The organism is Arachnia sp., from assembly GCF_057238465.1.
Map to the genome: position 1 here is coordinate 123,715 of NZ_DBHHFZ010000001.1, position 14,938 is coordinate 138,652.

General features: G+C 59.3%; 8 protein-coding genes. All 8 read left to right on the plus strand.

Going from position 1 to position 14,938, the window contains the following annotated elements:
- The first annotated feature begins 472 nt into the window (after positions 1-472).
- The 8 genes from ACO6D6_RS00545 to pglZ are packed head-to-tail and all read left to right on the plus strand — an operon-like array spanning position 473 to position 14,928.
- Entirely contained in the window at positions 473-1,093 is a 621-nt protein-coding gene (locus ACO6D6_RS00545) for a DUF1819 family protein (protein ID WP_484782405.1), read from the plus strand.
- Positions 1,090-1,689 carry a DUF1788 domain-containing protein gene (locus ACO6D6_RS00550; RefSeq protein ID WP_484782407.1) on the plus strand — a complete coding sequence of 200 codons (600 nt, stop codon included), beginning with the start codon at positions 1,090-1,092 and terminating at the stop codon, positions 1,687-1,689. The genes ACO6D6_RS00545 and ACO6D6_RS00550 overlap by 4 nt, the downstream gene beginning before the upstream one ends.
- A 5-nt stretch (positions 1,690-1,694) precedes the next feature.
- A complete protein-coding gene (gene brxC / locus ACO6D6_RS00555) occupies positions 1,695-5,210 on the plus strand; it encodes a BREX system P-loop protein BrxC (RefSeq protein ID WP_484782884.1) in 3,516 nt (1,171 codons plus the stop codon).
- A 12-nt stretch (positions 5,211-5,222) separates the two neighbouring features.
- Entirely contained in the window at positions 5,223-8,864 is a 3,642-nt protein-coding gene (pglX, locus tag ACO6D6_RS00560) for a BREX-1 system adenine-specific DNA-methyltransferase PglX (protein ID WP_484782408.1), read from the plus strand.
- Positions 8,861-11,251: an AAA family ATPase gene (locus ACO6D6_RS00565; protein ID WP_484782409.1), complete on the plus strand. Its 2,391-nt coding sequence runs from the start codon at positions 8,861-8,863 to the stop codon at positions 11,249-11,251. Before pglX ends, ACO6D6_RS00565 begins: the two co-directional genes overlap by 4 nt.
- Positions 11,248-11,391, plus strand: a complete 144-nt coding sequence (locus tag ACO6D6_RS00570; RefSeq protein WP_484782411.1) for a hypothetical protein — start codon at positions 11,248-11,250, stop codon at positions 11,389-11,391. Before ACO6D6_RS00565 ends, ACO6D6_RS00570 begins: the two co-directional genes overlap by 4 nt.
- The gene (locus ACO6D6_RS00575; protein WP_484782412.1) at positions 11,384-12,436 is read left to right on the plus strand and encodes a PDDEXK nuclease domain-containing protein; all 1,053 of its coding nucleotides are present in this window, start codon (positions 11,384-11,386) and stop codon (positions 12,434-12,436) included. Before ACO6D6_RS00570 ends, ACO6D6_RS00575 begins: the two co-directional genes overlap by 8 nt.
- Positions 12,433-14,928, plus strand: a complete 2,496-nt coding sequence (gene pglZ, locus ACO6D6_RS00580; protein WP_484782414.1) for a BREX-1 system phosphatase PglZ type A — start codon at positions 12,433-12,435, stop codon at positions 14,926-14,928. Before ACO6D6_RS00575 ends, pglZ begins: the two co-directional genes overlap by 4 nt.
- Positions 14,929-14,938 lie beyond the last annotated feature (10 nt).

The window sequence follows — 14,938 nt, forward strand, 5'->3', positions numbered from 1 at the left end:
GGAGTCGGCTTTAGCATCCTCGGCCGCCCCGAGACAACCGACGTTCACGAACCAATTGGATACGCCGTCCAACAAGGCATTCGCCTCGTCCGGAGATGCCCGAACACGCCAAGTTCAAGCTGCACGCCACCGGTATCATCAGGGGCGGTGGCCTACGTGGGCCACGAAGCGAGGGAGGACCAACGTGGTTGAGCCGTGGCTGTCCGCAGACGACACCGCCACCCAGCCTCGGGATCACCAAGGACACCGTTTGTACCTGGATCGCAGGCAAGACCATACCCACGCACAAGGTCGGACGTCTCTGGAAGTCTCGAACCGGGGAAATCGATGGCCGGGTATGCCCTGGCGGTGCGACCACCAGGCCCTACCCGGTGCCGCCACGATGAGTCCTATGCTCACCACCATTGACGCTTCTTGTCGGTGGCATCCCATATCCTGATTCACTGTCCCGCAACTCGGAAGGAGGCACCGGATGAGCACCACGTCTCAGCGGCATGACCGTTACGCGCTGTCCTTCACCAGCGGTGCCCTCCTGACCCGGGAGGCGATGATCGCGGTGCCACTGTTCTTGGAGGTTCGCGACTGGAGTACCGTTCGGGGCCAGCTCAGTGCTGAGAATCTGCTTCAGGCGCGAACCGTCTCGTCCGGGTTCCGGCTGGCTCGCGAAGTCACGCAACGCTTGGCGGTGCTCACGGAGGCCGAGCTGAAGTTGCTGCGAGGCGCCAGCCCCAGTGAGCGTGGTCACCTGATGTGGATCGCGGCGTGCCGTCGCTACGCGTTCATCGGAGATTTCGCCGAGGAGGTTGTGCGAGAACGCTTTCTCCTGTTCACGCCCACGCTGGGCTACGACGACTTCGACAGTTTCGTTCACGGTAAGGCGCTATGGCACCCGGAGCTCACTGAGGCGAAGGAGTCGACGTTGCAGAAGCTCCGGTGGACGGTGTTCAAGATGCTGACCGAGGCTGGTCTACTCGCCGATGGCGAGATCGTTCACGCGTCTTTGTCCACGCGAATCCGAGACGCGCTCAGCGGGCAGCTGCCGAGCGACATCCGGTTCTTCCCGACTCGTGACGGCAAAGGGGTAGCGTCGTGAAGCCGGATGAACTCACTCGCCAAGAAGAACACCTGTTCGCGGTGCTCAGCGGCGAGCGTTTCTTGAGGATGGAGGGCTTGTCGAATGAGGTTCCGTTCTTCATCTATCCATACGAACCAGAGCATGCCCTCAGCGTGGCGAAAGCGAAGAAACGGATCAAGAACCGGCTGGCCAGTAGGGGTATCGAGGTTCGTGAGATCAACCTTTATGACCTGTCGGTCGAGATACTCAAGGGGCGTGGCGACTGGGAGGAAATTCTTGAAGTTGAATCCGGGCTGGACAAAACCGAATTTGCTGAGATGCTGCAATCCATGCTCAACCCACAGCAGCACCTGGCACCCGAGATCCGAGAACAACTCTCCGACGGAGATTTTGACGTCGTGTTCCTGACCGGGATTGGTGAGGTCTTCCCCTACATCCGGTCACACAACGTACTCAACAATCTCCAGAGTATCGTGGTGGGCAAGCCAATGCTCATGTTCTTCCCCGGCCACTACGAGCAATCCGACACTCTCGGGTCGTCGCTGGTGCTGTTCGGCAGGTTGAAGGATGATCAGTATTATCGCGCCAAGAACATTCTGGAACAGGAGCCGTGACCGTCATGCGCCTCACCGAGATTTTCGCCAAGGATGTCCAGCGGCCCATCGAGGGCGTGATCAAGGCCGACGATACCCGCCATCTGGGCGTCGAGGTGGACGAATATGTCCTGACCAATGAGGCGGCCAAGGGATTGGAGCAGCTGCTTGAGACGTACACGAACTACACCAATGCGAACGGCGTGTGGATTTCGGGTTTCTTCGGTTCCGGTAAGTCGCACCTGTTGAAGATGCTCGCGCACCTTCTCGGCACTGTGGAGGGCGACGACTTTCCCCGCGAGCGGGTCTTGGAGAGCTTCCGCGCCAAGGCAACCGACGCCTTCCTGCCCCCGCTGCTCGACAAGGCCAACCGCATCCCGGCGAAGAGCCTGCTGTTCAACATCGACCAGAAGGCCACCCTGATCAGCAAAGACCAGACCGATGCCCTGCTGCGGGTGTTCGTGAAGGTCTTCAACGAGTCCCGCGGATACTACGGCGACCAGGGGCACATCGCATGGTTCGAGCGCCAGCTCGACGACGAAGGTCAGCTCGACGCCTTCAAGGAAGCGTTCCGAGCGGTGTCGGGCCGGGAGTGGCTCGAGCGCCGCTCCAGCTTCGGACTCCCCACGGTCCGGCAGCAGGTCGATCAGGCGTATGCACGGATCACGGGTCTGGACGTCTCGAGCAGCATCCTTAAGACGTATCAGGACAACTACTCGGTGTCGATCGAGGACTTCGCCGACGAGGTCCGTGCCTGGCTGGACAAGCAACCAGCAGGTTTTCGGTTGAACTTCTTCGTCGATGAGGTCGGGCAGTTCATCGGCTCCAACACGCACCTGATGTTGAACCTTCAGACGATCGCCGAGTCTTTGAACACGAAGTGCGGTGGGCGTGCTTGGGTGTTCGTGACCTCGCAGGAGGACATGGACAAGGTCGTCGGAGACCGCACCAAGCGGCAGGGCAATGACTTCTCGAAAATTCAGGCCAGGTTCAAGACCCGGGTCAAGCTCACATCCGCGGACGTGGAGGAGGTCATCCGCAAACGCCTGCTGGAGAAGAACGACAAGGGCGCTACGGCGCTCGAAGCCATCTACGCGCAGGAGTCGGCGAATTTCAAGACCTTGTTCGACTTCGTTGACGGCGCGAAAACCTATCGGAACTTCACTGACGAGTCCCATTTCGTGGGAACGTACCCGTTCGTAAGCTACCAGTTCCCGCTGTTTCAGGCCGCGATCGAGGGAATCTCCGACCACAACGTTTTCGAGGGCCGCAACAGTTCCGTCGGTGAACGCTCCATGCTCGGTGTTGTCCAGCAGGTCGCCAAGGACATCGGTGATGTCGAGATCGGTTCGTTGGCCACTTTTGACGCCATGTTCGCAGGTATCCGCGCCTCGTTGAAGTCCGCAGCGCAACGTTCGATTGATCGTGCCGAGCGTGATCTCCCAGACGACGGCTCGCCGGTAACCAGACTCGCGGTGCGGCTGCTCAAGGCGCTGTTTCTGGTGAAATACGTGGAGAGCTTCCAGGCGACCCCGCGCAACCTGACCGTGCTGGTCTACGACCGGTTCGGGCTCGACCTGCCGGCCTTGTCCAAGCAGGTCCAGGAGGCCCTCACGCTGCTGGAGACGCAGACCTACGTGCAGCGCAACGGCAATGTCTACGAGTACCTGACCAACGAAGAGCAGGTGATAGAGGAGGAGATCAAGAACGTAGAGATCGATTCCTCCGAGGTCTCCACCCGGTTGAACAGGATTCTCTCTGGCGAAGTCGTCAAAACCTCCAAACTCCGATACGCCGAGAACGGGCAGGATTTCAGGTTCGGATACAAGCTCGACGACCAGGCGTTCGGTCAGCAGCAGGAACTCTCACTGCATTTCATCACCCCCGAGTACCCGCACGAGCCGGAAGAGATTCGCATGCACTCGGCGGGCAAGGACGAGTTGCGTGTGGTGCTCGCTCCCGACGACCGGTTGCTGGCTGACCTGCGGCTGCTGCTCAAGACCGAGAAGTACACCAAACGCAAGCAGACCAGCTCGCTGTCGCCGGTCGAGGAACAGATTTTGCGCGCCAAGGCGGCCCAGAACGCGCAGCGGGAGAAGGAATTGATCGAGCGCATCCGTCGCGGTGTCGGACGGGCCGAGCTCGTGATCGACGCCGCTGACCTCTCGGTGGGGTCTCAGGACGCATTTACGCGGATCAATGACGGGTTCCAGGATCTCGTCGCGCGAACATACACGCAGCTGGGTCTTCTCGGTGGGCGTATCTATTCGGAGCAGCAGATCGCAGGGTTTGCGAACCCCGACCAGTCCGGGATGTTTGACGACCCGTCCGCTCATGCACTCGCCGCGCCGGCGGACGAAGTGCTGTCCTACCTGCTGCAACGTGACCAGCTCGGTGAGCAGGTCACGGTCAGGAAAATCGTCGATCACTTCCAGGCCAAGCCCTACGGCTGGGACCTCGCATCCATCGAATGCGTCACGGCATGGCTCGTCGGAGACTCGAAGATCACTCTCACCGTCGACTCGAACACCCTCAAGCGCAGTGAGGTCGCGGCCGCGCTGCGCAATACGCAGAAGCACTCCCACGCCGTAGTTGCCCCGCAGAAAACCTTCGACCAGCGCAGGATCAAAGAGCTGCGCACCTTCTGCACGGATTTCTTCGACGAGCCCACCGCGCCGAAGGACCCGCTGGAGCTGGCCCGGCACGCGAGCGAACGTCTCCGCGCGAAGTGGGATGAACTCAAGGCGCAGGTCAGCGGCTCGAAATACCCCTTCGTGGCTCAACTCGAAGATCCCATCGCCCTGCTGGAGTCCGTCGTCGGCAAGCCCGACAACTGGTACCTGACCGAGTTCGCACTCGCTGACGATCTGCTCGACGCAAAGAGCAGTATCATCGACCCCATCCAGGCCTTCCTCGGCGGCGCCCAGCGCAGGATCTTCGACGAGGCAACCCAAATGCTTGTCAGCAACACAAGCAACCTCAACTACCTTCCCCCGGGTAGCAGCCAGGATGTGGAGCAACTCCTCGCCGATCCGCAAGCCTTCCGCGGCAACCGGATGGCCAAGCTCAAGACCGCCACCGTTGAACTCCAGTCACGCATCGACGACGCGCTCGTGGCCAACCGCGAAGGTGCAGTCCGGAAGATCGACTCCCGGTGGGCGCCGCTACAGATGAGCACGACCTACCTGGAAGCTACCGACGACGCACAGCGAAGCGTGAGCCAAGAGGTTAACGCGATCCTCGACCGGATCAGCCGGGAGAACCAGATTGCCGTCGTCCGGGAGATCGCCAACACCTTCGAGGAACACACCTTCCCGGCCATCCTCGACCAGCTCGCCGCATCCCCTCGCACCAGCAACGCCGACAGCGACGACACGCCAGCACCGGCGCCGATCAAGAAGCAAACGGTTTCGGTCAGGACCATCACCGTCGCCGACGCCCGCGGCGTCTTGGAGACCGAAGAAGACATCGATCGCTACCTTGCCGCGCTGCGTACAGCGCTGGTCCAGGTCCTCAACGACGACAAGCGCATCGCGCTGTAGGAGACAACACGCATGGAGACCGCACCGCTGAAGAGCTTCGCCACGTGGGCCAGGCGTGAACTCATCACTCAGGTCAGCGCCCGTTTGACCGCTGTACTCGCGCCTGCGTCCCCGGAGCGGGTCGAGAGCCAGCGCGCCGTGGCCGTGCTCGAACGTGACATCGCAGCTGCCGGCGGCGGATCCACAGGCAGGGAAGCGATCGTCGACAGGGTGGCCTACACCTGGTTCAACCGGATCATCGCCTTTCGTTTCATGGATGCCAACGGCTACACCGGAACCGGGGTCGTCTCGCCCGCCCACGGCCAGCAGACCGGGCAACCCGAGATACTCGCCGACGCCAAGCGCGGCAACATCGACCCCGCCGTCGTCGGCAACAGGCGAACCCTCGACACGATCATCGGGCTTCTCGATGGCACCCGCCCCAGCACGGATGCCCAGGGTGAGGCTTACACACTGCTGCTCGCCGAGTACTGCCGCTACTGGAATCGCTCGATGCCGTTCATGTTCGAGCGCGAGGGCGACTACACCGAACTCCTCATCCCCTCGAACCTTCTGGCTGCGGATTCCATCCTCACCAGGGCCGCTACAGCACTCACCGAAGAGGTTTGCCGCGATGTCGAGGTGATCGGCTGGCTCTACCAGTTCTACATCTCCGAGCGGAAGGACGAGGTTTTCGCCGGGTTCAAGAAGGGCAAGAAGGCGGGTGCGGCGGAGATTCCGGCAGCCACGCAGCTCTTCACCCCGCACTGGATCGTCCGCTACCTCGTCGAGAACTCAGTGGGTCGTCTATGGATGCTCAACCATCCCGAGTCTCATCTCATCGAGCAGATGGACTACTACATCGCCCCGATCGACGAAGAGACCGACTTCCTCAGGATCAGCACCCCCGAGGAACTGAAGATCATCGACCCAGCCTGCGGCTCCGGGCACATGCTCACCTACGCTTTCGACCTGCTCTATGTGATCTACGAAGAAGAGGGCTACGCGCCCTCCGAAATCCCTGGGTTGATCCTGACCCACAACCTTCACGGCACCGAAATCGACCCACGAGCAGGGGCACTGGCAGCCTTCGCGCTCACGATGAAGGCACGTGCCAGACAACGCACGTTCCTGGACGAGCTTGTCCAGCCGAACATCTGCATGCTCGAATCGATCTCGTTCACCCGTGATGAGTTGGACTACCTCGTAACCAAGGATGGCGACAAGAACGCGGAGGAACTGTTCTGGACCCAGTTCACCAAAGCCGAAACGCTCGGCGCCCTCATAAAGCCTAATCCCAACGTGACTACCGAACTAGGTCGACACGTGTCGTCGCTCGATGATAGTGGCGACTTGATTTTGGCTGATACCATCAGGCGAGCGAAACGGGTTGTGCAACAAGCTAAATTTCTGATTCCTCGCTACGCCGTAGTGGTGGCGAACCCTCCCTACATGGGGTCCAAGAATATGGACACGACTCTCGCTGCTTTCGCAAAGCTGGAGTACGCCGACTCAAAGTCCGATTTGTTTGCCATGTTTATCCACCGGTGCCTCGATGCCACGGTCACCGGAGGGCTGGTGGGGCTAATGACTCCGTTTGTGTGGATGTTCATCAGGTCATATGTTCCCATTCGGAAGCGTTTAATCGAGCGGGAGACAGTGGTTTCCCTTGTTCAGTTGGAGTATTCAGGATTTGACGGGGCAACAGTGCCGATCTGCACATATGTGGTGCAACGTGGTCATCGTTCTGCGTCGGCCGCCTTCGTGCAGCTATCTGACTTTGTCGGCCCAGCCGCCCAAGGGCCTAAAGCGCTCGAAATCATTGCGGCCAACCGAAATGGAAAACAGCAACCCGACCAGGCAGTTGAGGGCATGGAACGGTATATTTACCGTGTCAACCCTGTCGATTTCACGAAAATCCCTGGGTCGCCGTTTGCTTACTGGCTCTCAGTGCCCATGCTCCTTGCATTCACGGGCACAATCGAGCAGCGCGGAGGGAAATTTGCTAAAGGAGTCAGTCGTGATTCCTTGAGCGATGAGGTACAAATCGCTCAAGGAATCACGACCGGAGCCAACGCAAAGTACCTGCGCCAATGGTGGGAGGTTGATCGAGGTCGATCGACCTTCGGACACACAGTTAACTCCGGCACGAACCATCGCTGGGTAGCGGCCGACAAGGGCGGAGAGTTCCGCCGTTGGTACGGGAACAACGAGTTTGTTATTGATTGGCGCGACAATGGACGCCCCATAATCGAGTCACCTTCTTCAACCCCACGAAATCTCTCCACCGCTTTCCAGCCAGCCCTCGCCTGCTCCAAGATCAGCTCAGGAGACCCGGCTTTCCGCTTTCACAATGTTGGTTTTGTGTTCACAGACGCAGCCGTAAGCATTACCGGGGCAGGAGACTTCAACGTGCTGTCGGGTTACCTGAATTCATCTGCTGTTCAGAGCATGCTCGGCGCGCTCGCACCCACACTCAACTTCGAGGTCGGTCAAATTCGTTCACTCCCTCGGCTGGTTTCAGGAAGAAGCGATGAGATGTCGGATCTCGTAGAGACCCTCACGGAAGCGTCGCGTGGTGATTGGGACTCGTTCGAGACCTCTTGGGACTTCTCTAGATCACCGCTGCTCGATACACCGCTATCCAAACTTGACAAGGTCGTAAATGCGCTGTCGGAAAAATGGGCCGAGGGTGCACTCACTCAAAGGCGCCTTGAATCTCTCAACAATCAGATTGTGGCCGACGCATATGGCGTTGAAGCGGAGGTTCCGACTGAGGTCGCGTTGCACCGGGTCTCGCTCACACGCAACGTCCAGTTCCGGTATGGACCGAACAAAGACCGCTCTGAGTACGCTGCACTGGAACGTGCTGACGTTGTTGCTGAGCTTATTTCCTTCGCCGTGGGCTGCATGTTTGGCCGCTATAGCCTCGATGAGCCCGGCCTCATTCTCGCCGATCAAGGATCAACGATGCAGGACTATCTCGCAAAGGTGCCCTCACCGACGTTCATGCCAGATAAGGACAACGTACTCCCAATCGTAGATGGAGATTGGTTCGGGGATGACATCGTGGCGCAGTTCCGCCAGTTCCTGCGGGTGGTGTTCGGCAAAGAGCACTTCGAGGAGAACCTTCGATTCGTTGAAGAGTCATTGGGGGTAAAGTCTCTGCGCGACTATTTCATCACCCGTGCGGGTCGGTCGAGGTTCTATGACGATCATGTGAAGCTGTATAAGAAGCGTCCGATCTACTGGCTGTTCTCCAGCCCTAAAGGGTCCTTCAATGCGCTAATCTACATGCATCGCTACACGCCTTCGACGGTATCGATTGTTCTCAACGAGCACTTGCGAGAGTTCATTGCCAAGCTGGAGGCGAATTTGCAGCACCAGGAGCGTGTCGTCGCCGGGGATAGCACAGCTCGCGAGAGGGCATCCGCACTGAAGGAAGCCGAGCGGCTCCGCAAGATCCTGGTGGAGCTCAGCGAGTACGAGCACGATGTTCTCTACCCGCTTGCGTCTCAGCAGATCACGATCGACCTTGATGACGGCGTTCTCGTTAACTACCTGCGCTTTGGCAAAGCACTGGCTAAGATTCCCGAAATCGAAAAGAAACGCACTGAAGTTGAGACTTGGGCTTGGCCGACCTACCCGCTAACCCCTAAGGACGGCATTCGATGACCAAAGCCATGATCCGGCGGATCAAGAAGATCGATGACTACCGAATCTTCCAGCGATGGAAGCAGGAGTCAGACACCCAGTTCGAACGAGTAAACCTCATCTACGGCCAGAATGGCAGCGGAAAGAGCACACTGGCGAGCCTCGTACTGGGCTGCGCAAATGCTAATCAAAAAGCGCTTAGTTCTGGCATGGTGCTTGATGTTGAAATCGATGGAGTCGGGGCCTCTGAGATAGCAGCCGCTTTTGCCCCTGAATTCTGGGAGCGGGCACGAGTCTTCAACAGGGACTTCGTTCTACAGAACCTCTTCTTCGAAGCTGAGCGGGGACCAAAGCCTCACTCTCTACTTACCATCGGGAAGAGGAACGTTGATACGGAAGCCAAGCTAGCCGAGTTTCGCAAAGAGTTGAACGATACGCAACCCAGAATTATTACGGCAAAGAAAGAAGCAAATTCAGCCAATAAAGCAGTACAGGACCGCCTAACATCGATAGCCAAGACAGTAGTTGACGACCTCAGGAATTCGTCAGACAGCCAGTATCGAGCCACCAACACCTATACAAAACGTCAGGTGCGCACGCTTCTCGACGGAGACACAGCCATCCTCAGTGATGCATCCACCGACCTCGATGTAGATAGAAAGCTGGCAACCAGCAAAGCCATGGACCCTCTCCGCTTGACCTCGAAGATGCCTGTCGCCGGAGAAGAGGCTGTGGACGATGCCCGCCGCCTCGTAGATACCGAGGTGGTCGTTCAAGTCATCGAAAGTCTGCGGGGGCGCCCGGACCGGTCCTCTTGGGTACAACAAGGCATCCCTCTCCATGACGGCCTTGACGAGTGCCTGTTCTGTGGACAACCGCTGACCGCGGACAGGTGCGCCGAGCTCAACGCGCATTTTGATGACTCGTTCAAACGGTTCCAGGGGGACATTGATGCCCTAGTGGGTCATCTCGAGGCGTCCGTGACGGCATCGAAGACTTATCTGGACTCCCTCCCCGCTGACACGTCGGTCTATGAGGATCTCAAGGTTGATCTCCAGCGGGCGCGTACTACCTACCAGGAGGAGCACGAGGCTTACTCCCAGGCCGTTGAGCGTATCGTGGCCGCACTGAAGCAGAAGAGAAACAACCCATTCGATGTCGCTAGCCTAGGGCTGGACGTCACACTGAAAGTACCGGATACCGCGGGGCTCAAGAAGGTCGTTGCTGAGCATGCGGAGAAGATCAGCAAGCACGATGAAGAGGCGCGCTCGGCCGCACGGCGCGTCGAGTTGTACCACGTCAAGCAGTTCGCCGACGAGTACAAGCGACTCAAGGAGGATGCAGAAGACAAGGAGTTGGCGGCTGAGGCGCTGGAAAAGAAGGCTGGCGAGCTCAGGGACCAGATCGCCTCGCTGGAAAACGTTGGCGGCGATCCGGTGCCCGGAGCAAAAGAGTTGACTGACAGTGTCGCCAGGCTCCTCGGTCGGGGTGAACTCAGGTTCAGCACCGCCCCTGATAGGAAGCACTATGTCATCGAGCGCAACGGTGCCCCTGCCACTAACCTCAGTGAAGGGGAACAAACAGCCATTGCTCTGCTCTACTTCCTCGTGAGCGTCCGGGAGGACAAGATCGAGGGGGATCCGCCGATCGTTGTCATCGACGACCCGGTGTCCAGCTTGGACAACAGTATCCTGTTCGGCGCTTCCGCTCATATCTGGTCCGAGCTTGTGGCCGAGACCAAGGTCAGTCAAGTCTTTCTCATGACTCACAACTTCGAACTCTTCCGCCAATGGCTCGTTCAGATGGAGTCAGTACCCAAGGGCGTTCGTGAGAAGGAGGGTGGCTACAGTGCGTACGAGATGCGCGTTACGTGCGAGGCTGGCAACCGTGGGGTTGCAGAGCGGAGACCACGGCTCGTCCCGTGGCCGCTTGACGATAAGAAGGCGCGGAAGCTGAGGTCCCAGTATCACTTCCTGTTCTCTAAGGTTGCCGACGGACTCCTCACTGCGGATAGTGGGCTTGGGCTGGCGGAGCAGATGGAAATCATGGCTCTCATGCCTAATGCTGCACGTAGAATGATGGAGTCATTCCTAAGTTTCCGTCGTCCAGACAAAATGGGGTCGTTCCACGGTTCCATGCGCGCCGTACTGGAGGATCATCCAGGTCTCGACGATTCGGTGCGGACACATGTTGAGCGCTATTTGCATGCGTACTCGCACCTTGAGGAGGCTGACATCTCGCGTTCGCTCGATCCGAGTGAGTCCACGGCAGTACTCAGATCCCTTTTCCGGTTCATGTATCACGTGGATAGCAACCACGTCTCATCTATGTGCAATGCCCTCGACATTAAGGAACAAGCACTACTGGGCGCCCCTGTGTCAGCGTTGCAGGAAGGACCTGTCTCATGACTGGCAACCTACCCCTAGGAGCGGATGGGCGTGTCACCGATCGGGAGGGAAAGCTCCTTGATGATGGGGTGAAGGTCAACTACCCGAAGTTCTACCCAGCATTCAAGCAGATCAAAGTGGTGGAGGCTGCCGATGGCTGAGATTGCTCGCAGCAGCGGAAGCGGAAAAGCAGAACAAATCCTGCTGACTCGCGCCTCGGAGGTGATCGAGGAGGGGCAGGTTGCGGCCGCTCGTCAAGCGAACTTGGCTTTGACGCTGACCTTCTGGCGGCTCGGCCGCCTCATCGGCGAGGAGGTGCTCGGCTCGGAGCGGGCAGCCTACGGGGAGCAGATTGTCGTCTCGCTGGGACGACAGTTGGTGGAGCGGTACGGACGCTCGTACGAGGAGAAGAACCTCCGCCGCATGATCCAGTTTGCCCAGCAGTTCCCTGACGAGCAGAGTGTCGTCTCGCTGGGGCGACAATTGAGCTGGACCCACTTCAGGGCGCTACTTCCCCTGAAGAGCGCCGAGGCCAGAGCCTTTTACGCGCAAGAGGCCATCAGTCAGAGACTGAGCGTCCGCGGCCTACGCCAGTTGATCGCCAGGAAGGGCTACGAGCGTCGAGAGATCGCCAATGCTCAGATCGTCGGCGAGACCGCGGTCCCGCGCGATGTATTCCGCGACCCCTACCTGCTGGACTTCCTCGGCTTGGAAGACACGTTCCTCGAACGCGATCTCGAGGCCGCCATCATCCGTGACATGGAGGCATTCCTGCTAGAGACAGGAAATGGCTTCGCCTTCGTCGAGCGACAGAAGCGGATGATCATTGACGACGATGACTACCACCTCGACCTGCTCTTCTTCAGTCGGCCACTGCGACGCCTCGTTGCCGTGGAACTGAAAATCGGCAAGTTCAAGGCCACCTACGAAGGCCAGATGAAGCTCTACCTGAAGTGGCTCGACCGCTACGAACGTAGGGAGGGAGAGGAGTCGCCGATCGGCCTGATTCTTTGTACCGAGACGAGCCGCGAGCAGATCGAACTCTTGGAAATGCACAAAGACGGGATTGTCGTGGCAGAGTACTGGACTGCGCTGCCACCGAAGGCTGAGCTTCAAGCACGCATCCAGCAGGTTTATGAGGCGGCGGCGGAACGGGTCGCGCGGCGCGAACTCGAAGCCTCCCCACAGCAGGAGGACGCTGAATGAGCTCGCTCAGTGCCGTCCTACCTCACCTGGAGCAGAGGTTCACGTCTCAGCGCTTGGTCTTCTGGCATGACACCGACGGCGAGTACGCAGCAGAGATCGACTCGCTTGTTCTCGGCGGCGTGACCATTCTGCGGGTGGAGAACAACGAATATGCGTTGAAGAACCGGGTGCTTCATGATGAGCCGTACGGCAAGTTCCTCATCTATCGCGATGGCCCGGTACCTTCCGACACCGGGAACTGGTTGCTTGACCTTGAACTTGCGTACGGGGTCTTCACCGCTGATTGGGTCGCGCTGGTATGCCAAGGGCTCGGCCTGATCGGCACCGGGATCGATGAAGTAGTGCGTGAGCACGAAGGCTACTTTCGCGACACCGAGCGGGTCCAACGCCTCACGGCGTTGCTCGCCGCCGACGATGACGTCGACAGGCTGCGTGCGAAGATGTGCGCTGTGCTTCTCGATCAGCGAGAACACAGCATGCTGGAACTCACGCGCACACTACTTATTGAGAACTCACGCGGTGAGAGGGCCAAGTACGAGGCACTGGTTGAGTTTGGGCTCGACAGCTTCCACTGGGATGGTGCGGCCAAGATCTATCGCTACAGGGCGAGCGAGCCCAGTATCGATGATTTTGTGCTGTGGATGTTTCGGCAGGCGATCGATGGGTTCGCATCAGATACGCCCGGGGCTTTGCGTAATATTCAGCTCGACTTCGCGAGTCTGCGTAACGACCGGCGCAGTGCTGACGCCTTCGCCACCTTGGCGCGACGAGCAGCCAAGAGCCTCGATTATGCCCGCACCATCGAGGACGCCGATATTCCCGAGCTTGTGGGCAACGACCTCTTTGAGGACGTGGAGCGCAAGATCATCAGCACGCTGGCTCAGGCAATCATCGAGCGGACAATGAGCGCACGTGAGGTGTCCGAGACCATTCGCGCCCGCCAGAGCAGCATCTGGGTTGAGGGATACCGGGCACTTTACGCGGCTCTCGCCGCTGCCTCCGATCTGCTGAGCGAGTTCGCTTCGGCGAGGTTCGAGGTCGCCTCGTTCGATGACGGGCTCGACCGGTATCGCAAGCACTGGTTCCGCATCGATCAGCTCTACAGGCAGTTCCACTTCGCCGCTCGCACAACTGAGTACGCAGGCCCGCTTGAAGCGCTCCGTGCCGAGGTAGAGAAGTACTACGCGAACCGATACCTCTATGAGCTAGGCAGCGCCTGGCAGCGGCAAGTTGATGCGGTGCGTGACTGGCGTTCAGTCGCACTGCGCTCGCAGACGAGGTTCTTCGTTGACCACGTCGAGCCGATCATCCGCAAGGGCAACCGGAAGGCCGTCGTCATCATCTCCGATGCGCTGCGATACGAGGTCGCCGACGAGCTGCGTTCGCGTATCCGCCAGGAAGACCGCTTCGATGCGGACCTCGACGCGATGCTGGGCGTGCTGCCAAGCTACACCCAACTTGGCATGGCTGCCCTCCTGCCGCACAAGACGCTGGCCCATTCCCACGATGGCGACCCAGTGGTCGTCGATGGCCAGCGTTGCGACGGGACAGCGAACCGCAACAAGGTACTGGCTCCGGTGGACGGGTTCGCTATCCAGGCTGAAGATGTCTTCGCGATGTCGAGCAGCGAGCTGCGCGAGCTGTACGTCGCGCACCGGGTGTTGTACGTCTACCACGACCGGATAGACGCGACTGGTGACAAGGCCCGCACCGAACGGCAGGTGTTCGAGGCGGCCGATAGGGCGCTTGGCGATCTGGTCAGCCTCATCAAACGCTTGGCAAACGCGAACGCCACGAACATCCTGGTGACGGCCGACCACGGCTTCCTCTACCAGGACACCGCGCTCGCCGATACCTTCTACCTCTCGACCAAACCGCAGGGTGACGAGCTTGTGGTGGTGAACCGCCGATATGTGCTGGGCCGGGAACTCAAGGATGATCCCGCGTTCCGAACCTTCGAGCCCGAGCAGCTCGGGCTCGGCAGCGACCTTCAGGTGCAGATTCCCAAGTCGATCCACCGGCTCAAGCTGCCCGGCGCGGGCTCACGGTTCGTTCACGGCGGGGCCACACTCCAGGAAATTGTCGTGCCGGTGCTCCGGGTCAACAAAAAACGCAAGAGCGACACTCGGCCCGTCAACGTCGACGTGCTGCCCGAGACGAACAAGATCACCACCGGCCAGCTCGTCGTAAAACTCCTCCAAACCGAGCCGGTCAGCGATAAAATTCAGCCGCGCACGCTGCGCGCTGGGATTTACGTCGGCGAAACCTTGATATCGAACCAGCCTGAGCTGCTGTTCGACCAGCCCTCCGATGACGCACGCGACCGCTACCAGAACGCACGGATGCTGCTCAGCCAGGATGCCAACGAGTTCAACAACCGTACGGTCGAGTTCCGGCTCGAAGAGCAAATACCAAACACCACCCAGTGGCGCATCTACCAGCGGGCCCAGTATCTGCTCAGGCGCTCGTTCACATCGGACTTCGATTTCTAAGGGGAAACAG